Raw genomic sequence first — 19658 nt, forward strand, 5'->3', positions numbered from 1 at the left:
TCCCCCTCCTTTCCGGCCGTCAAAAGTTTTTTGCATTCGGTTTATTGAAGCCGTAGCGTTCGAAAAATTCCTCGCGGAAATCGGCGAGCCGATCTTCGCGGATCGCTTGTCTCACCTGCTCCATCAATTTTATCAAAAAATAGACATTATGGTAAGACGTGAGCCGGATGCCAAATGTTTCATCGCATTTGATGAGATGGCGGATGTACGCGCGCGTATAGTTCCGGCACGTGTAGCAGTCGCAGTGCGGGTCCAGCGGCGAGAAGTCGCGGGCGTACTGGGCGTTTTTGATCACCACCCGCCCTTCGCTCGTCATCACCGTCCCGTTGCGGCCGATGCGCGTCGGCAAAACGCAGTCAAACATGTCGATGCCGCGGATCGCCCCGTCGATGAGCGAATCCGGCGAACCGACGCCCATTAAATAGCGGGGCTTGTCCGCCGGCAGAAGCGGCGTCGTAAACTCAAGCACCCGGTTCATGACCTCTTTCGGCTCGCCGACCGACAACCCGCCGACCGCATAGCCCGGGAAATCGAGCGACACTAAATCGCGGGCGCTCTGCCGGCGCAACTCCTCATACTCGCCGCCTTGGACGATGCCAAACAGCCCTTGCTCATTCGGGCGGCGGTGCGCCTTCAAGCAGCGCTCCGCCCAACGGCTCGTCCGCTCGATGGACTGTTTCATGTATTCATACGTCGCCGGATACGGCGGGCACTCATCAAACGCCATGATGATGTCGGCGCCAAGCGCATTTTGAATTTCGACTGTTTTTTCCGGCGATAAAAACAGCTTGTCGCCGTTTAAATGGTTGCGGAAATAGACGCCTTCTTCCTCGATGCGGCGGAATTCGCTGAGGCTGAACACCTGGAAGCCGCCGGAATCAGTCAAAATGCCGCGATCCCAGTTCATAAACGCATGCAACCCGCCCGCTTCCGCGACAATGTCATGCCCCGGGCGCAGCCAAAGATGATAGGTGTTGCTTAAAATGACGCCGGCCCCCATTTCCTTCAGCTCTTCCGGCGACAGCGTCTTGACCGTGGCGAGCGTCCCGACCGGCATAAACATCGGCGTTTCAAACGAGCCGTGCGGCGTATGGAGGATGCCGAGGCGCGCGCCCGTCTGCCGGCACGTTTTGATCAGTTCAAAGCGAATCGGTGTCGTCAACGTGCTCGTCTCCTTTCTCAAATGATGAGCATCGCATCACCGAAGCTGAAAAAGCGGTATCGCTCTTTGACCGCCACTTCATACGCGTGCAAAATATTTTCGCGCCCGGCGAGCGCACTCACGAGCATGATGAGCGTCGATTTCGGCAGGTGGAAGTTCGTCACCAGCCCATCAATCCCTTTGAACTCATAGCCTGGATAGATGAAAATGTCGGTCCAGCCGCTTTCCGCGACAAACCGGCCGTTATGTTTGCCGGCGATCGTCTCGAGCGTCCGTGTCGACGTCGTGCCGACGGCGATGATGCGACCGCCCTGCTCCCGGACGCGGTTTAATGTCTCGGCCGTTTCCTCGCTCATTTGATAAAATTCGGCGTGCATATCGTGCTTCTCGACTTCGTCCACTTGCACCGGCCGAAACGTGCCAAGCCCGACATGAAGGGTGATGAAGACGATATGCACCCCTTTTTCGCGAATGGCGTCAAGCAGCTCTTCGGTGAAATGCAAACCGGCGGTTGGCGCCGCTGCCGAGCCGATTTCGCGGGCGTAAACGGTCTGGTATCGTTCCGGGTCGTCAAGCTTTTCTTTAATGTACGGGGGCAGCGGCATCTCCCCAAGTTCGGCCAATACTTCATAAAACAGGCCGTCATACGAAAACTCAAGCACTCGCCCGCCGTGTTCCAGCGTATCGAGGCAGACGGCTTGCAGTTTCCCCTCGCCAAAAGTGAGTTTCGTTCCTGGCTTGACTCGTTTTCCCGGCTTGACGAGCGTCTCCCAACGGTCGCCGTCCAATTGCTTTAACAGCAGCACTTCGACCGTTCCGCCCGTTTCCGCTTTTTCGCCGTAAAGCCGCGCCGGCATGACGCGCGTATCGTTTAAAACGAGGCAGTCGCCTGGATTCAAGTACGAAATAATGTTGCGAAACGTTTCATGGCGAATGGCGCCCGTTCGTTTATCGAGCACCATGAGCCTTGATGCCGCCCGGTCTGGAAGCGGCGTTTGCGCAATCAACTCTTCCGGCAAATGAAAATCAAACAAATCGACTTTCATGCAGTTCTCCTTCCTTCAGCGAAATCGTCCGAGCACGTAAAAAATCAACGATAACACAACGCTCAGCAAGATGGATGTCACGATGGGAAAGTAAAACGTCATATTCCCTTTGCGGATGACGATATCCCCCGGCAAGCGGCCGAGTTTGACAAATTGCATGACAAACCCGACAATGATGAGCACAACGCCGATCGTCATGATCAACTTTGGCAAGCTGTTCACCGCTTCGGAACCTCCATTCCTAAATGGGTGTACGCCGCCGGCGTGACGACGCGCCCGCGCGGCGTACGCTGCAAGAGACCGATCTGCATCAAGTACGGCTCATACACTTCCTCAATCGTTTGCGCTTCTTCGCCGATGACGGCCGCCAGCGTTTCGAGCCCGACCGGGCCGCCGGCAAATTTTTCAATCATCGCTGAAAGCAGCTTATGGTCGATTTGGTCGAGCCCGAGCCGGTCGACTTGCAGCCGCTCGAGCGCCTCGACAGCAAGCGGCAGCGTAATTCCCCCATCTCCGCGCACTTGCGCGAAATCGCGGACGCGCCGCAGCAAACGGTTGGCGATGCGCGGCGTGCCGCGCGCCCGACGGGCAAGCTCAAGCGCCGCTTCGCGCTCGATACCGATTTGCAAGATGGCCGCCGCCCGCTCAATGATTTGGGCGAGTTGGTCGACGTGATAGTATTCGAGCCGGCTGATGACACCAAACCGGTCGCGAAGCGGCGCCGACAGCGCCCCGGCTCTCGTCGTCGCCCCGACGAGCGTAAATGGCGGCAAGTCGAGGCGAAGCGTGCGCGCATCCGGCCCTTTGCCAATCGCGATATCTAAGCAATAATCTTCCATCGCCGGATAGAGCACCTCTTCCACCGCCCGCGGCAGCCGGTGGATCTCATCAATAAAGAGCACATCCCCCGGCTCAAGCGAAGTGAGAAGCGCCGCCAAATCTCCCGGCCGCTCGAGCGCCGGTCCAGATGTCGCTCGCAGCTTGACGCCCATTTCATTGGCGATGATCACGGCGAGCGTCGTTTTCCCAAGCCCCGGCGGTCCGTACAGCAACACATGGTCGAGCGTCTCTTCGCGGAGCTTGGCCGCTTCAATGAACACTTTTAAGTTTTCTTTGATCTTATCTTGCCCGATATATTCATGCAAATATTGCGGGCGCAAACTCGGTTCAAGCGCAGTCTCTTCCCCTAAGACCTCCCCGGATACAAGCCGTTCCTCCACCGTCATTCCTCCCTTTGGCCGCTGTTTATCCCAAAAGCAGCGCCAGCGCCCGCTTCACATACTGTTCCGTCGACATCGCTTCTTCGCGGAGCGCCGGAATGATTTTCTCGATCTCCCGTTCAGCGTAGCCGAGCGCCTTGAGCGCCGCCACCGCCTCGACGAGCGCACCGGAAAGCGGTGCGGCCGAACGTGCAGCCGCCGGCGCCGCAAGCGCCCCGAGCTTCCCTTTTAAATCCAAAATCATTTGCCGGGCCGTCTTTTTGCCCACGCCTGGAAACTTGCATAAAAACGCCTCGTTTTCTTCCTCGATGGCCCGCGCCAGTTCATCCGGACGCCCGGCCGCCAAAATGGCGAGGCCGCCTTTCGGCCCGATGCCCGACACTTGCAGCAGCTTGGCGAACAAGTTGCGCTCCTCGCGCGTTGGGAACCCGTACAAGGCGTGCACACCTTCGCGCACATATTCGTATGTATAGACGGTCACCGCCGCCTCGCGGCTTTCCTGAAACGCAAACGGGTTCGGCGTAAAGATCTCGTAGCCGATGCCGTTATGGTCGATGACGATATATTCCGGGCAGACGTAATCGACATACCCACGGATAAACTCGATCAATGGATGCTCCTCTCCTTTTTTCGTCCTTTCATTGTATCATATGATTTCATTATAGCAAAAAGAAATCCCGCGATGCGCTTTGCACCACGGGCTTTCGCTTGGTTTATTGGACGACCGCAAAATGGCGGTACATTTCGATCACTTGTTCATACCGCTCTTTCGAGAGGACGCGAATTCCTTTCTTCAGCTTTTCTTGCTGGCGGCTTTCGAGCTTTTGCACGTCGATTTGGAAAAACGACTGGATGATTTCGCTCGACCGGCCCGGTTTGCCGTTGAAAATAGACAACGTGCCATCGTCCGTAATTCCGAAGTAGCCGTTTGTTTTTAACAACGGCGAAATGTCGTTGATTGTTTTGCGAAACACGATCGTCTGGTCATCGAGCGTCACGAGTTGCCAATCGCGATATTTTTCCCATATTTCTGTCATCGAATCGACGGTTTCGGTGACTTTCTCTTCGCTCATCTCTCCGTCCAAGTATTGCCGCTCAAGCACAATCGTCATCTTGACCGGTGCGGCGGAGGCCGAATGAACCGGCAACACGATGGCGGCGATCCACAGTATGAGGGAAAGAATTCGCATCGTTTGTTCCTCTCTTCTCGGATGATGGTTCCTTTACACCACTAGTTTCACCAGCGGACGCCATTTTATTCCTGATCCATCAGCTTTTTTGCCAAGCAAGCTGCCGCCGATCCAAAAAGTGGGGCGGGGATTCGAGCCAACGGCGCTCGATCATCATATTCGATTATGTTCCATGGTCTTCGAACGTATGTACAAAAAATCCGCCGGCTTCGCCGACGGACGTCGCTACTCCTCAAGCACCGATTCGTCCAAATTATGGTACACTTCTTGGACGTCATCATCATCTTCAAGCGTATCGATCAACTTCAGCATTTTTTTCAAATCGTCGCCCTCAAGCGTCGTATACGTTTGCGGAATCATCGTAATTTCCGCGCTGGCAAACGTGAATCCTTGCTGTTCCAGCTCGTCTTTCACCGTTTCAAACGATTCGGGCGCTGTATAAATTTCGAACGATTCGTCCGTTGTTTCCATCTCCTCGGCACCCGCTTCAATGGCCAACAGCAGCAATTCATCCTCATCAACGTTGTGCTGTTCGCGGTCAATCACGAGCAGCCCTTTGCGCTCGAACAAATAGGAGACGCAGCCCGTTTCCCCTAAATTGCCGCCGTTTTTCGAAAACGCCGCGCGCACGTTGGCGGCGGTGCGGTTTTTATTATCCGTCAGGCAAACGACCATGACGGCAACGCCGCCTGGTCCATATCCTTCGTAGCGAATTTCCTCATAGTTGGTATGCTCTTGGGTTCCAGTTGCTTTTTTAATCGCCCGTTCAATGTTTTCGCTCGGCATGTTGGCCGCTTTCGCCTTCTCAATGACAAGGCGCAGGCTCGGATTGGACGCTGGATCGCCTCCGCCACTTTTGGCGGCGACGTAAATTTCTTTCGCCAGTTTCATGAATAGTTTGCCGCGCTTCGCATCTTGGGCATTTTTCCGCCGTTGGATATTTTTCCACTTCGAATGTCCAGCCATCGACAGTTCCCCTCTCATCACAACGGAATGTTCCGACTATTACTATAGCAAAAAAAGCGGAAAATGTCAGCCGAGCCCCAGCGGGAAGCGGCAATGAAAGAAGGCGCCCCGACTTTTTTGGGACGCCTTCTTCGCCTTTGTCACCGATTGTTTTCCGGCCGTTCTTGAATCGTATCATCGATAAAAATGGTGCGTAAATCGCGGCGGATTTCTTCCATATTGATCGGAGCGCCGCGGCGAAGCGTGTTGTCAATCGTGCGGATGCGGTGGTACATGCTCGGATTGGACGTGACGCGCACCCGCTTGCCGTCCGCGTACGGAGCGACCGCTTGCTCGACACGCTTCTCAAGCCGCTTGGGATGGCGGTCGTCCGTTGCAATGGCGACGAGCGCTTGATTGCCATACACGACCGCGCGGGCGTCGTCGACTCCGTCCACCGCTGCGGCGCGGCGGGAGAGCTTCTCAGCCAAACCGCCGGCATAGCTTCGGTAGTACGACGGGTGCGGATCGACGTTTAGCGAGTGCAAATGCCCATGGTAGTTGTAGTCGCCATCGCCGAAATCAACATTGGGCGGAAGAGCCGGAACGTCGGTGTCAAAACGGGTCGCCGCCGGTCCGCCGAGGCGCCCGCCGTCCGCCAAATAATCGGTCACCGGTCCGCGGCGCGCCCATATATAGTTGTTGTCATAATTGAGCGCATTCGTCCCATACCGGCCATAGCGGAAATCATCGCCCCGCTCTGTCGAGTAATAGCCAATCGGTCTCGCCGCATCGTTGTAGCGCTGGGCTCCCTCGTCATTCGCCCCGTAGTTGGCGCACGAAGCGAGCAAGCCGGCGGCCGACAGCACACCGATCCATTTGACCGCGTATCTCAATGGAAAACCCCCCTTGGTTTCCTTCGCCCAAGGCTGGCACGAAGCCAGCCTTACGTTTAGCTTGCGGCAAACGCGGGGGGTTTATCGCTGTCAGTTCACACCAATGAGGCAACGGCTAAAACTTCGGCGGCGCGATCGCCAATCGCCGTTTATGATGCGAACGTTCATGAAGCTGTTCAATAATTTTTCGATCGCGTTCCGGAATGTCTTCCCCTTTTAAATATTTATCGATCATTTCATACGTCGTGCCCATTTCGCTTTCATCCGTCTGCCCTTCCCATAATCCGGCGCTCGGCGCTTTCGCAATGATTTCTTCCGGAACGCCGAGCAGGCGGCCCATTTCGCGCACTTCGCCTTTTGTAAAGTGAATGAGCGGCACTAAATCGACCCCGCCGTCGCCGTATTTCGTAAAGTAGCCGGTATGCCACTCCGCGGCGTTGTCCGTGCCGACGACGAGATAGCCGTAATTGTTGGCGACTGCATACAACGTTGTCATGCGCAAGCGCGCCCTTGTATTTGCATCGCCAAGCCGCGCGCGCTCTTCCTTCCACTCCCCGATGGCTTTCAGCTCGGCCTCGATCGCGCCAAACAGCATTCGGTGCGCTTCGGTCAAATCGATGACCAAATGCCGGATGCCGCAGCTTTTCACCACTTTCAGCGCATCTTCCATATCTTTCGGATTGCTTTTGCACGGCATGATCAGCCCCAGCGAATCATCCGGAAAGGCGCACTTAATCAAATGGGCGACAACCGCCGAGTCGATGCCGCCGCTGATGCCGACGACCGCCCCGTTTAAGCCGGCTGATGAGACTTGGTCACGCAGCCATTGCACGAGTTTGTCAATTTTTTCTTGCATCCGTCCTCGACTCCTTTTCCAAAGATTCCATTCTTCATTGTAGCATAGCATAAAGGCGGCGGACAAACCGTTCTCTCCGCTTGCGGTCGAACACAAGGGGACGGCGGCGCGCGGCGGCTGACCGCCATTCGCGAAACACATCAGCCGGAAATAAGAGCGCATGCAAAAACCAGCGTTTTTCCAACCAACGGCGAAGCGGAGCGAAACGGGCGAGTGTTGAATATGACCAGCCGATATGCGGCAAGAGGCGATTGGCGTATTGGCAATAGTCAAGCCCGGGCGAGGCAAGGGCGGCCGCGTCATAGTCGATTAGGTAAATATGGCCTGTTGTGGTGCGCAAAAAATTATGGGAGGCGACATCACCATGAATGATGGCAGCAGAATCCGCCGTCAACTCTGGAGCATGCTCGCGGCACGTTGATAGACAGTAATCCGCCCAACGCAGCGTAAACAAAATGTCTTCTTTGTCCATGATCGTTTCAACAACGGGCAAATGTCGGCAAAACTCCTCATAGCGGCGCCGCCATTTGTCATACAGCTGCGCACGCGGCAGCCCCATCGCCTTCTGCTCACTTCTGGCAATGTTTTCCGTTGCGGTATGGTAACGTTCGAGCAAACGAAGTCCGTCGGCGGCGTCAGCCCAAGCGGCAAACGAGATTGGACGCGCTCCGGCCACATATTCCGTCAGCAGCCAATAGCATCCGCCGGCTTCAACCACTCCTCCGCGCCCGATCGGCATAGGGGCCGGCGCGGCGGAAAAACCGGCCTTCCTTAATACGGCAAGAAGCCAGGCGTGCCGCGCGGCCGCAACGGGCAAGCGATACGCCTTGGCGACAAACATTCCTTGCCGAGCGGCAACGACTAAGACATGCGGTTTCAATGCCACAACTTGTTGAATAACAAGCCGATATTGGCGGTCAAGAAGAAAAAAGAGACGGCCAGCGGCGTCTCTTTTCACTTGGTTATTGTTCCTCGCCATGCCCGCTCTCCTCATCCGGCGGTTCGCTAAACAAACGGGGGCCGGCAACCGGCGGGGCGGATGATGGCGGGTAGGATGGCGGCGCGTATCCCGCTGGACTTGTCGGATAAACGACGCCTGGCCACGGAAGCGGCGGCGCTGACTGCGGCGCATATCCGTATGGAGCCGGCAGGGCGTACCCTCCGTAGTACTGGGTCGGCGCATAGGCCGGCGCATATCCAAAAGACGGATAGCCAACGGGCGAGGGGTACGCCGCAGGCGGCGCATAAACTGGCGTTGCAACGCCGAGCGGGGGGAAAACAGTCCCCGCCGACGGGACAAACGGGTCGGCAGCCCCAGGCCCAGGAAGCGGCGGCTCTAATGATTCGCTGCTGCTTTCGCTAATGCCGGGAAACGGCGCTGAACCGCTTTCCGGACTTTCGCCGCTTTCCCCAACGGCCAGCGGCACAGGCGATGGCGGATAGGACGGCGTCATGACCGGCAGCGGCGGCACGTAAAATCCGCTCCCCGGCCAAACTGGCGGCACTGGCGTACATCCTTGGTCAGTGCCAAATGTTGGGGCCGTCGGCGGGGCGACAGGAACATATGGAATGTTCGGCAGCGGCGGCGCGTCTTCGCTCTCAGCCGCCGATTCCCCTTTCCATTCAGCTGGGCTTTCATTGTCCTCCTCTTTCATCATGTCGGGCAAAATATTGCTCGGCTTCGGCGGAATCGGCGGCACGTTGGCCAGCGATTGGGCGAACGAAAGCTGAGGAGGCGGGGCCACCGGCGGAATCGTATGCACAAGCGGCGGCACAGGGGCGCCTTTCGCTTTTGTCCCTTCTTTTGCCTCCGCTTTCGGCGTTTTTGGTGCTTCTTGTGCCGTTGCTTTTGGCGCTTTTTTCTCGACCGCCTTTGGCGCTTCATTGATGGACACATTCGGCGTTTCGTTCACTGGTATATTTGGCATTTCATTCACCGGTACGTTCGGCGCTTCATTCACCACTGCTTTTGGTGCCGTTTTTGGCGCTTCCTTCTCGACGGCCTTTGGCGTTTCGTTCACCGCCGCTTTCGGCGCCTCACCCGCCGGTGCCTTTGGCGCTTCATTGATGGGCACATTCGGCGTTTCGTTCACTGGTACATTTGGCGTTTCGTTCACCGGTACGTTCGGCGCTTCATTCACTGGCATATTCTCCGCCTTCTTCTCCGGCGCTTTCGGCGTTTTCTTTACCGCTGCTTTCGGTGCCTCACCCGCCGGTGCGTTTACCGCTGCCTCGCCCTCCGGAGCAGGGGCGACAGCAGTGTCAAGCTCGGCATCAATGTGGAATGAGACGAACGGTTTCGCCTCTGCGTACGGGTGCTCTTTCACATGCATTTTTTTGGGTGACACAGGCGCCTTCGTCTCTTTTTTGACCGGCACCCCTGCTGTCGGCACTTTGATTTTCATTCCAGGCATAATCATATTCGGGTCGCTCAAATGCCCATTTATTTTTTTCAATTGTTCAAAATCCACTCCATATTTTTGGGCGATGTTCCAAAGGGTGTCGCCCTTTTGGACAATATGGATTTTCACTCCGTTCCCCTCCTAAACCGAGACTGTTTACGCTCGATCGAACCGATGCTTGTTTCCCGTTATCGTCTTTCAACACAATGTATGACGATGATCGTTGATTTATGATAAAAAAATCCCTGACCGAACGAGGATCCCTCCTCGTCAAGCCAGGGAAAAAGCTAGGCAAGCGAAAGCATGCGGTCGAGCGCCTCTTTTGCCTCAAGGGCGATGTCTTTCGGAACGGTGATGCGGTTGACGATTGCTCCTTGCTCAAGCGATTCGAGCACCCAGACGAAATGCGGCAAATCAATTCGATTCATCGTTAAACACGGGCACATATATGGATTGAGAGAAACAATTTCTTTGTCTGGATGTTCGTGCTTCAGCCGGTTCACCAAATTCATTTCCGTTCCAATCGCCCACTGGGTGCCGGGTGGAGCATTGCGGATCGTTTCAATAATGTATTTTGTCGAACCGGCGTAGTCTGCTTGCTGGACGACCTCCCAGCTGCATTCCGGATGGACGATGACATGGATTCCCGGCTTCATCCGTCGAATATGCTCGATTTGTCGGACGGTGAAGTTTTCATGCACGGAGCAATGCCCTTTCCAAAGAATGACTTTCACCTTGTCGAGATCGTCCGCCCCTTGAAGCGTCTCATCGTGCGGATCCCACACCGCCATCTCGTCAAGACGGATGCCGAGCGCATAGGCCGTATTTCTCCCTAAATGCTGATCCGGCAAAAAGAAAATCCGTTCATTCCGTGAAAACGCCCAAGCCATCATCTTTTTCGCGTTCGACGAGGTGACGGTCGCTCCGCCATGGCGGCCGACAAACGCTTTAATCGCCGCGGTCGAATTGACGTACACAAGCGGCACGATCGTCTCGCCAAACCGCTCAATAAGCGCCGCCCATGCCCGCTCGACTTGAAAAATATCGGCCATATCGGCCATTGAACAGCCGGCGCGCAAGTCCGGCAAAATGACCGTTTGGTCGTCGCTCGTTAAAATATCGGCGGTTTCTGCCATAAAATGGACGCCGCAAAACACAATATATTCGGCTTCGCTGTTTTTTGCCGCGAGCTGGGCAAGCTGAAGCGAATCGCCGGTCGCATCGGCGAACTGAATGACCTCATCCTTTTGGTAGTGATGGCCCGGGATGAAAAGGCGCCGGCCGAACCGTTCTTTCACCGCGCGGGCGCGCGCTTCGAGCTCGCTTTGTTCCATCGTTTTATACCGTTCCGGCATCTCATCCAGCCGTTTCAACTGTTCAAGGACGTTCACGGTTCTCCCCTCCATTATCGCAAATTGAAACTCATATCGAGCGCCGGGGCGGAATGGGTTAAACATCCGAGCGAAATGTAGTCGACTCCGGTCGCGCCGTACGCCGCCACATTGGCGAGCGTAATTCCTCCCGACGCTTCCGTGATGATCGGCTTTGGCACAAGCCGGACAAACGCCCGCACCTCATCCGGCGTCCGGTTGTCAAACATAATGACATCCGCCCCGGCTTCGACCGCCTCGAGCACTTCGTCTTCCGTTTCGGTCTCCACCTCGATTTTCACCATATGCCCAAGCCGCTCCCGCACCGTTTTGACGGCGCGGGCGATCGATCCGCAAAAGGCGATATGGTTGTCTTTAATCATGACACCGTCGTACAAGCCAAAGCGGTGATTGTAGCCGCCGCCGCATGTGACGGCATATTTTTCAAGCATGCGCAGCCCCGGCGTCGTTTTCCGCGTGTCGCAAATGCGCGTGGAGCTATTGCCAAGCAAGTCAACGGCCTGCCGCGTCACGGTGGCAATGCCGCTTAACCGCTGCAGCAAGTTTAAAATGACGCGCTCACCGGACAACAGCGGCCCGACCGGTCCGGATGCGACGGCGATCGTTTCGCCGGCTTGGACCCGTTCGCCGTCCTGTTTCATGATGGTTACTTCGACGCGCGGATCCAGCAGCTGATAGCCCGCCGCAATAATGCCGACGCCGGCCACCACCCCGTCCGCTTTGGCCATAAACATGCCTGATGCCCGTTCATGAGCCGGAAAAATCGTCTCGCTCGTCACATCGCCGTCGCCAATATCTTCAAGAAAAAACTGTCGCAACAGTTGTTCGAGCTTCAACCGGTTCATCTTTCATACCTCCGTTTTCTTTGCCGCTTTACCTCCCAGCCCCAAGGCGGGCCCACTCTTCTTTCGTCCGCACAAGGCGCCGTCCCCGCCACTCCGGGCGTTCACGCGGAAAATCGCTCCGGTAATGGCCGCCGCGACTTTCCGTGCGCCCAAGCGCTGATGAAGCGACAAGCCAGCCCACTAGCAGCATATATCCTGTTTCAATCTCCTCTGCCGACAATCGTTCAAGGTCGCCATCCAGCCAATCCGGCAACGAAAACTGTTCCAACCAGTCGACCGCTTTGCGAAGCCGATCGCCGTCGCGGACGATGCCGACAAACGTTGACAGCTGTTCACGAATCAACGCCCGCTCTGGCAGCCGTGGTACAATCAAACGACGCGGGCTGGATGAATCCGCTCGGTGAACCGTTTGCGGCCACGCCGCCTGACGGCGGATGGCGCAGGCCGCACGGAATCCAAAGACGATCGCTTCAAGCAACGAGTTGCTCGCGAGCCGGTTGGCGCCGTGCACACCGGTGCACGCCGCTTCCCCGACGGCGTACAAGCCCGGCACCGTCGTCTGCCCCCACTCGTTGACGACAACGCCGCCCATTAAAAAATGGGCGCCCGGCGCGACAGGAAGGCGGCCGGCTTCAAGGTCGACGCCATAGGCCTCACATAGCGCGGCGATCGTCGGAAAGCGGCGGCGAAAATGAGAAACGCGGGAAATATTCAAATAGACGCGGCCGCCGCGATCGAGTTCCGCCGCGATCGCTCGGGCGACGATGTCGCGCGGAGCGAGATCGCGAAGCGGATGGACGCCGTCCATCAGCGGCCGTCCGTCTTCCGCCTCAAGCACCGCCCCTTCGCCGCGCACCGCTTCCGAGACGAGCCCGACCGCTTTTCCGCCGGCAACGAGCATCGTCGGATGAAATTGGATAAACTCCATATCCGCCACCGCCGCACCGGCGCGGTACGCCATGGCGATGCCGTCGCCAGTCGCCGTCGGCGCGTTGGAAGTGAACGTATACAATCCGGCGCATCCACCGGTCGCCAACACGACGGCCGACGCCGGCCAAATGGACACGGAACCGTCTTCCCGCTTCGTTTTCACCCCGACGCAACGCCCCTCTTCCACAAGCAAATCAATCACCTGCTCGCCTTCTTCCATCCACACGCGTCCCTCGAGCCGCTCAAGCAAAAACGAAACGAGTGCTTTGCCCGTCTGGTCGCCTCCAGCGTGCAAAATGCGGCGGCGACTGTGTCCCCCCTCGAGCCCGAAGCAAAGTCGGCCGTCTTCATCCCGGTCAAACGCCATGCCGGCGTTGATCCATTCTTGCAGCCGCCTCGGCCCTTCGCGGACGAGCCGTTCGACCATTCGTTCATCATTATGAAAGCAGCCGGCGACCATCGTATCGCGGAAATGAGAGCGCCAATCGTCGCTCTCTGCCAGCGCCGCGGCCACCCCTCCTTGCGCCCGCCATGAATTGCTGTCGGTACGGCGCTTTTTCGTGAAAATGATCACATGTTCATGTTGCGACAAATGATCGGCGACCGTTAAAGCGGCCAGCCCGCTGCCAACAACAATGACGCCACCTTCCTTCACTCTCGGACGCCCCTTTCTTTTCACCTGTCTTGACATCTATATTTACACATATTTAAACTAATGGCAAGAGGTTTGGCGAAAAAAATGATGCAAAGGCGGGGGAATATGATTTATTTGGATTACGCGGCAACGACGCCAATGTGCCAAGAGGCGATCGCCGCTTACGCTGAAGCGGCGTCCGTTTACTTTGGCAACGAAAGCAGCCTGCATGACATCGGAACGAAAGCGAAACAACTGCTTGCCTTATGCCGGCGCGAACTCGCCGCCATGATTAACGGAGAAGCGGAAGGGATCTATTTCACAAGCGGCGGAACGGAAGCGAACATGCTCGCTATCCGTTCGCTAGCCGCCGCCTACCGGCATCAAGGAAACCACTTGATCACGACCGAAATCGAACATGCCTCTCTCCATCACTTGTTCAAACAGCTGGAAACAGAAGGATATACGGTCACGTATTTGCCCGTCGACCGATTCGGGCGCATTCGGCTTGCGGATTTGGAGCGGGCGATCACGCCGAAGACGATCCTTGCTTCCATCCAGCACGCCAACTCGGAAATCGGCACGATCCAGCCGCTTGCCGACATCGGCCGCCTCCTGCGGGCGCACGGCGTCCTTTTTCATAGCGACTGCGTGCAAACTTTTGCTAAAATACAGCTAGATGTTCAAGAGATAGGACTAGACAGCCTATCCGTTTCCGCCCATAAAGTGTACGGTCCCAAAGGGGTCGGCGCTGTGTACATCAACCCGCGTCGGCATTGGAAGCCGGTGTTTCCGGGAGCGACGCACGAATCAGGCTTTCGGCCGGGAACGGTCAACGTACCGGGTATTGCCGCCTTCATTACGGCCGCACAGCAGCTCCATCGACGAATGGCGGACGAACAGTCGCGTTTGGAACGACTGCGGAATCGGTTGCTTCACGCCATCGCCGCCAAACAGCTGCCGGTGGCGGTGGAAGGCCATCCCGATTTCCGGCTTGCCCATATTATCGGTTTGTCCGTCGCTGGGTACGAAGGGCAGTTTGTGATGCTTGAATGCAACCGCGCCGGCATCGCCATTTCCACCGGCAGCGCCTGCCAAGTCGGGCTGCAGGCGCCGTCGCGGACGATGCTCGCCGTCGGGAAAACGCCCGAAGAAGCGAAGCAATTCATCCGCGTCTCATTGGGCGCGGCCACGACCGAAGCGGAGATCGACCAGTTCGTTTCCACCCTGGAACGACTTACATCGGCATGAAAGGAGGAATGGCAGGTGAAAGAGGAAAAGAAAATTTTAGGGGAAAGGCGGCGCCAGCTCATTTTGCAATGGTTGAAAGAAAGCGAAGCGCCGCTCACGGGGGCTGAGCTGGCGGCGAAAACGAACGTCAGCCGCCAAGTGATCGTCCAAGACATTTCACTGTTAAAGGCGCGCAACGAACCGATCATCGCCACAAGCCAAGGCTATTTGTATTTAAAGCCGGTCGAACCAGCCAAAACGTACACGAGGACGGTCGCCTGCTTCCATACGCCGGAACAGACGAAAGAAGAGTTGTATTTGCTCGTGGATTGCGGCGTGACGGTCAGGGACGTCAAAATCGAGCATCCAGTCTACGGCGATTTGACCGCCTCGATCATGGTGAGCAACCGTTTGGAAGTCGACCAATTCATCGCCAAAATCGAGGCGACAAAATCGTCGTATTTGTTGCAGCTGACGGACGGAACGCATTTGCATACGCTGGAAGCCGATTCACCAGTGAAGCTTGACGCCGCTTGCCGCGCCTTGAAACAAGCCGGTTTTCTCATCGAAGCGTAAACTGGACCTGGCCGCGCATCGGCTCATTCCCTGCAGAATACTGCGCGGCGGGCCGTCTAAAAAGGGAACAAGCGGACGGCAGCAGACCGCCCGCGTTTTTGTCTGCGTCAGGCAAAATAATATGGATAGCTGCCCAACAGCTGCACCGTGCAGCCGAGCGCCTCAATTTCCGCGATCGCCCCCGGGATGAGGACGTCATCCATCGGCGCGTCGATGTCAATAATAAAAAAGTAGTTGCCAAGGCCTGTTTTGGCTGGGCGCGATTCGATTTTCGTCAAGTTGAGCCGCCGCCAGGCAAACGCTGATAACACTTGGTGGAGCGCGCCCGGCCGGTCTTGCGGAAGCATGACGACCACGGTCGTCTTGTCGCCGGCATAAAGGGGCGAATCAGGCAAAAGCGGCTCTTTGCGCCGGCTGACGACAATAAAGCGCGTATGGTTGTAATCGTAATCGTGGACGTTTTCCTGCACGATCACTAGCCCGTATTTTTCCGCCGCCAGCCGGTTGGCGATCGCCGCCGCCGGCAAGTGCGGATGCTCGCTCACAAATTTCGCGGCGGCGCTCGTTGACGTCATCGGCACTTGCTTCGCCCCTTTCAGCACCGTATGCAAAAACTTCCGGCATTGGGCAATGGCGTGCGAGTGGGAATACACTTCTTTCACTTCGCGCCAATGCGGGGTGAAATATGGGTGCACCATCAAATGTTGCTCGATCGGCACAACGATTTCGCCGATGATCGGCAACGGCTGTTCGTGAATTAAATAGTCGAGTGTCAAATTGACCGATCCTTCCAAGGCGTTCTCGAGCGGCACCACGGCCGCTTCAATCTCTCCGGCCGCCGCGGCGTCAATGCAATCGGGAATCGTGTCGTACGGCTCCCGCGGCTGCGACGGAAAAAGGAGAGCAGCCGCCGCTTCGGTGAACGTCGCCTTCGGTCCTAAATAACCGATTTTCATCTCGTTTGCCTCTCCCTTTCTTTAATACACTCCCGAACCGACAATTTCAACTTTTTCGACAAATTCAAGCTGTTTGAGCTTAGCGAGGAGCTCATCAATCTCCTCGTTCATATCGTTCGTGCTGACCGACAGCGTCACGTTCGCCCTCCCTTGAAGCGGAATCGTTTGATGGATGGTCAGCACGTTGCAGCCGGCCGCCGCCACAACGCCAAGCAGCTGTGACAACGTTCCGGAGCGGTCTTCTAAATGGAAAAAGAGCGTGACGATGTTTTCTTTCGTCACCGCTTGGAACGGAAAAATGGCATCGCGGTATTTGTAAAACACACCGCGGCTGATGTTGGCGAGCTGCGCCGCCTCGGCGACCGAGGCGGCTTTTTTCCGCTCAAGCAGCTGTTTAGCGAGCACGACTTTTTTCATCGCTTCCGGCAGGACGTCTTCGCGCACCAAATAAAATTTTTTCTCCACCGCACCTTCCCCCGCTCTATTCATCCCAGTCGTCGACAAACTCGAACTCGTAATCAAGCAACCGAATCGTGTCTCCGTCTTTCGCGCCGCGCTCGCGCAGCGCATCATCCACCCCCATCGCTTTAAGCTGGCGGGCGAAGCGGCGCACCGATTCTTCGCGCGAGAAATCCGTCATCTTAAACAACTTTTCAATTTTGTCGCCCGCCAAAATGAACGCTCCGTCGCTGGCGCGGGTGATCGTAAACGGCGGCTCCTCTTTTTCATATTTGTACACGACGCGCTGCACGGCCGGATCTTCCCGTTCATGAAGCGGGAATTCCGGCGTCGTTTCCAACAGGTCGGCGATGGCAAACAACAGCTCGCGCACTCCTTGCCTTGTCGCCGCAGAAATCGGAAAGACCGGCACCGCATCGCCAACTTTCTCTTTGAAGCGGCGCAAGTTTTCTTCGGCGTTCGGCATGTCCATTTTATTGGCGGCAACAATTTGCGGCCGCTCGGTCAAGCGCAAGTTGTACTGCTTCAGCTCTTCGTTGATGACGAGGTAATCGTTGTATGGGTCGCGCCCTTCGACCGCCGCCATGTCGATAACATGGACGATGACGCGCGTCCGTTCGATATGGCGCAAAAACTGATGCCCGAGCCCGACTCCTTGATGGGCCCCTTCAATCAATCCCGGCAAGTCGGCCATCACAAAACTGCGGCCGTCTTCCGTTTCGACAACGCCCAAGTTCGGGACGAGCGTCGTAAAATGGTACTCGGCGATTTTCGGACGGGCTGCGGAGACGACCGACAGCAGCGTCGATTTGCCGACGCTTGGAAACCCGACCAGCCCGACGTCAGCGAGAAGCTTCAGCTCTAAAATGATGTTGCGCTCTTCGCCCGGTTCGCCGTTTTCCGCAATTTCCGGCGCTGGGTTGGACGCCGTCGCAAATCGGGTGTTGCCGCGCCCGCCGCGCCCGCCTTTGGCGACGACAAACCGCTGCCCCGCCTCGGTCAAATCGGCGAGCACTTCGTTCGTATCCGCATCAATGACAACGGTGCCTGGCGGCACTTTGACAATCAAGTCTTCCGCATTTTTGCCATGCTGGTTTTTCGACATGCCGTTTTCGCCGCGCGGCGCTTTAAAATGGCGCTGGTAGCGGAAATCCATCAACGTCCGCAGCCCTTCATCAACGACAAAGACGACATCGCCGCCTTTGCCGCCGTCTCCGCCGGCCGGCCCGCCTTTTGGGACGTATTTTTCCCGGCGGAACGCGACCATGCCGTTGCCGCCGTCCCCGCCTTTCACATAAATTTTCACCTGATCAACAAACATGGCTGTTCCTCCGATTCGCTTCCATCATGGTATCATGGCGAAATGAGTATGACTAATACTTATTATTGTATACAGAGTCGATTCCATGATGTCAATATGTACGCAAGCACCGGCCGTCTGCAGGCTGGCGGGCGGTTCAAGCCCAGCCGCCGCTTTTCGGTCCGATTGGATCGATCCGTTCGCACCTCTTAGGGCAAAATAAGCTTTGCCTTCCATTTTCCTTCGTCCAACCAATGGTCAAGATTCCGCCGTCAAAAGCTCAAGCTCCACCGTCAATTCGCCCTCGCCAACGGCAAACGACGCGAGCCGAAGCGGCGGTGATGGTTCGCAGCGCTCAAGCCAAGTGCGAATGGCTTCGCCGTCCCTAAACGTGCCGCGGTAATCAAAAAACAGCGCCGCCCGTCGGCCGGACAGCTCAATGGACAAACATAAATGGTTTTCTGTCCGCTCATCGGCTTGCGCTTCGAGCAGGCGAAAAAATTTGCGGCACCATTCAGCCAGCTGTTCATCGCACCGCGACCAATCAGCTTCGCCGTCCGTGATTTCATACTCAAGAAAAAGCGGGCGCGGCTCCCAGTTATAGGTCATGACAAGCTCAGCGAACCGCTCGGCCTTCAAGTTCGTCAACCGCGTTTCCTGATGCATCTCGCCGATAATGTCTTCAATGATTTCCTGCACCCGTTCGATTTTATTGAGCGCCAAATGCCCTTTGATGAGCTGGATTTTGTTCAGCCAGTCATGGCGGGCATGGCGCATCACCTCAACGACAGTCCATCGCTTCTCCATCCGACGCTCCCCTATCCACTAAGCGCAGGCTCCCCGCCCCGCTCGGACTTCCGCCTCCCGGCTATGGGGGAGGCATGTACTTTTACTATAACATTTTTTGACATTGAACGGGAACGATTTTTCTACGCCAAAAAGAAAAAACCCTAACCGAACGGTTAGAGTTTTTTCCACATCGATTACGCTTCTTGGCTGACCGGGTAGACGCTGACGCGTTTGCGGTCGCGGCCGAGCCGCTCGAAGCGGACGATGCCGTCGATTTTCGCATACAGCGTATCGTCGCCGCCGCGGCCGACGTTCAAGCCCGGATGGACTTTCGTTCCGCGTTGACGGTACAAAATCGAACCGCTGGTGACGAATTGGCCGTCAGCCCGTTTTGCGCCAAGACGTTTCGCGATCGAGTCGCGGCCGTTTTTCGTCGAACCGACCCCTTTTTTCGAAGCAAAAAATTGCAGGTCAAGTCTCAGCATGGCAGTCACCTCCCGCTAGATGGATGTCACGCGGATAAATGTTCCGTAATCGCGTTCGATCGTCTTTAGCGAAACGACCATCGCTTCCAACAACAACTGCACTTTCTCTGCCGCCGCTTCTTCCAGCTCCGGAAGCTCGCAGCGGAGGTAGCCGCCGTCTTTGCCGAGCGAAACATGCGGGCGGACGCCGGCGAGCGCCTCAATGGCGTTGATCGTGCCGAATGAGACCGCCGAAGCGCCGGCGCATACGATGTCCTGCCCGCGTTTCGCAAAATGGGCATGCCCTTCCATCGTAAACGCGCGGATGCGGCCGTCCGCTTCCCGTTCAATCGTGACGCGGATCATC

At 56.6% G+C, this 19658-nt stretch carries 22 protein-coding genes; 2 read left to right on the forward strand and 20 right to left on the reverse strand.

What is annotated here, in order from left to right; all coding sequences use genetic code 11:
* Positions 1–19: 19 nt before the first annotated feature.
* The 14 genes from tgt to nadB form a co-directional block, all read right to left on the reverse strand.
* Complete coding sequence (tgt, locus tag B1A75_RS00415; protein WP_079935551.1) at positions 20–1162, reverse strand: tRNA guanosine(34) transglycosylase Tgt; 1143 nt, start codon at positions 1160–1162, stop codon at positions 20–22.
* Between the two features lie 17 nt (positions 1163–1179).
* A complete protein-coding gene (gene queA / locus B1A75_RS00420) occupies positions 1180–2208 on the reverse strand; it encodes a tRNA preQ1(34) S-adenosylmethionine ribosyltransferase-isomerase QueA (protein ID WP_074042774.1) in 1029 nt (342 codons plus the stop codon).
* 15 nt (positions 2209–2223) lie between these two features.
* Positions 2224–2430 (reverse strand): DUF2905 domain-containing protein, encoded by a 207-nt coding sequence (locus B1A75_RS00425; protein WP_031408043.1) that lies wholly within the window; start codon positions 2428–2430, stop codon positions 2224–2226.
* Positions 2427–3428 carry a Holliday junction branch migration DNA helicase RuvB gene (gene ruvB, locus B1A75_RS00430; RefSeq protein WP_074042775.1) on the reverse strand — a complete coding sequence of 334 codons (1002 nt, stop codon included), beginning with the start codon at positions 3426–3428 and terminating at the stop codon, positions 2427–2429. The genes B1A75_RS00425 and ruvB overlap by 4 nt, the downstream gene beginning before the upstream one ends.
* 25 nt (positions 3429–3453) lie before the next feature.
* Positions 3454–4038 carry a Holliday junction branch migration protein RuvA gene (gene ruvA, locus B1A75_RS00435; protein WP_074042776.1) on the reverse strand — a complete coding sequence of 195 codons (585 nt, stop codon included), beginning with the start codon at positions 4036–4038 and terminating at the stop codon, positions 3454–3456.
* A 103-nt stretch (positions 4039–4141) separates the two neighbouring features.
* Positions 4142–4618, reverse strand: a complete 477-nt coding sequence (locus tag B1A75_RS00440) for an intercompartmental signaling factor BofC (protein ID WP_074042777.1) — start codon at positions 4616–4618, stop codon at positions 4142–4144.
* A gap of 225 nt (positions 4619–4843) precedes the next feature.
* Positions 4844–5584, reverse strand: coding sequence for a YebC/PmpR family DNA-binding transcriptional regulator (locus B1A75_RS00445; RefSeq protein ID WP_014196414.1), 741 nt, complete (start codon positions 5582–5584; stop codon positions 4844–4846).
* 140 nt (positions 5585–5724) lie between these two features.
* Positions 5725–6459, reverse strand: a complete 735-nt coding sequence (locus B1A75_RS00450; RefSeq protein ID WP_079935552.1) for a YhcN/YlaJ family sporulation lipoprotein — start codon at positions 6457–6459, stop codon at positions 5725–5727.
* A 115-nt stretch (positions 6460–6574) separates the two neighbouring features.
* Entirely contained in the window at positions 6575–7315 is a 741-nt protein-coding gene (gene nadE / locus B1A75_RS00455; RefSeq protein ID WP_074042779.1) for an NAD(+) synthase, read from the reverse strand.
* Between the two features lie 34 nt (positions 7316–7349).
* Positions 7350–8294 (reverse strand): phosphotransferase, encoded by a 945-nt coding sequence (locus B1A75_RS00460; protein ID WP_074042780.1) that lies wholly within the window; start codon positions 8292–8294, stop codon positions 7350–7352.
* Entirely contained in the window at positions 8278–9846 is a 1569-nt protein-coding gene (gene safA, locus B1A75_RS00465) for a SafA/ExsA family spore coat assembly protein (RefSeq protein WP_079935553.1), read from the reverse strand. Before safA ends, B1A75_RS00460 begins: the two co-directional genes overlap by 17 nt.
* Positions 9847–10004: 158 nt before the next feature.
* Positions 10005–11108 (reverse strand): quinolinate synthase NadA, encoded by a 1104-nt coding sequence (nadA, locus tag B1A75_RS00470; protein ID WP_074042782.1) that lies wholly within the window; start codon positions 11106–11108, stop codon positions 10005–10007.
* 14 nt (positions 11109–11122) lie between these two features.
* Positions 11123–11953, reverse strand: a complete 831-nt coding sequence (gene nadC, locus B1A75_RS00475) for a carboxylating nicotinate-nucleotide diphosphorylase (protein WP_013524231.1) — start codon at positions 11951–11953, stop codon at positions 11123–11125.
* Positions 11954–11981: 28 nt separating this feature from the next.
* Positions 11982–13574, reverse strand: coding sequence for an L-aspartate oxidase (gene nadB / locus B1A75_RS00480; protein ID WP_176202372.1), 1593 nt, complete (start codon positions 13572–13574; stop codon positions 11982–11984).
* 69 nt (positions 13575–13643) lie between these two features.
* On the opposite strand from nadB, the gene B1A75_RS00485 reads away from it, so the two are divergent.
* Entirely contained in the window at positions 13644–14768 is a 1125-nt protein-coding gene (locus B1A75_RS00485) for an IscS subfamily cysteine desulfurase (RefSeq protein ID WP_074042784.1), read from the forward strand.
* Between the two features lie 15 nt (positions 14769–14783).
* Positions 14784–15323, forward strand: a complete 540-nt coding sequence (locus B1A75_RS00490) for a transcription repressor NadR (RefSeq protein WP_074042785.1) — start codon at positions 14784–14786, stop codon at positions 15321–15323.
* Positions 15324–15430: 107 nt separating this feature from the next.
* Here B1A75_RS00490 and pheA read toward each other — a convergent pair whose 3' ends face one another.
* From pheA to B1A75_RS00525, 6 genes are all read right to left on the reverse strand, one after another.
* On the reverse strand, positions 15431–16279 hold the full coding sequence (gene pheA, locus B1A75_RS00495; RefSeq protein ID WP_074042786.1) for a prephenate dehydratase: 849 nt from the start codon (positions 16277–16279) through the stop codon (positions 15431–15433).
* A gap of 21 nt (positions 16280–16300) precedes the next feature.
* Positions 16301–16744, reverse strand: a complete 444-nt coding sequence (locus B1A75_RS00500; RefSeq protein ID WP_011232081.1) for an ACT domain-containing protein — start codon at positions 16742–16744, stop codon at positions 16301–16303.
* Between the two features lie 16 nt (positions 16745–16760).
* On the reverse strand, positions 16761–18059 hold the full coding sequence (gene obgE, locus B1A75_RS00505; protein WP_011232082.1) for a GTPase ObgE: 1299 nt from the start codon (positions 18057–18059) through the stop codon (positions 16761–16763).
* Between the two features lie 237 nt (positions 18060–18296).
* The gene (locus B1A75_RS00515; RefSeq protein ID WP_074042787.1) at positions 18297–18845 is read right to left on the reverse strand and encodes a sporulation initiation phosphotransferase B; all 549 of its coding nucleotides are present in this window, start codon (positions 18843–18845) and stop codon (positions 18297–18299) included.
* Positions 18846–19021: 176 nt separating this feature from the next.
* The gene (gene rpmA, locus B1A75_RS00520; protein WP_011232084.1) at positions 19022–19312 is read right to left on the reverse strand and encodes a 50S ribosomal protein L27; all 291 of its coding nucleotides are present in this window, start codon (positions 19310–19312) and stop codon (positions 19022–19024) included.
* A 15-nt stretch (positions 19313–19327) separates the two neighbouring features.
* A complete protein-coding gene (locus tag B1A75_RS00525; protein ID WP_074042788.1) occupies positions 19328–19657 on the reverse strand; it encodes a ribosomal-processing cysteine protease Prp in 330 nt (109 codons plus the stop codon).
* Position 19658 lies beyond the last annotated feature (1 nt).

It is taken from the genome of Geobacillus sp. LEMMY01 (assembly GCF_002042905.1).
GTDB lineage: Bacteria > Bacillota > Bacilli > Bacillales > Anoxybacillaceae > Geobacillus > Geobacillus proteiniphilus.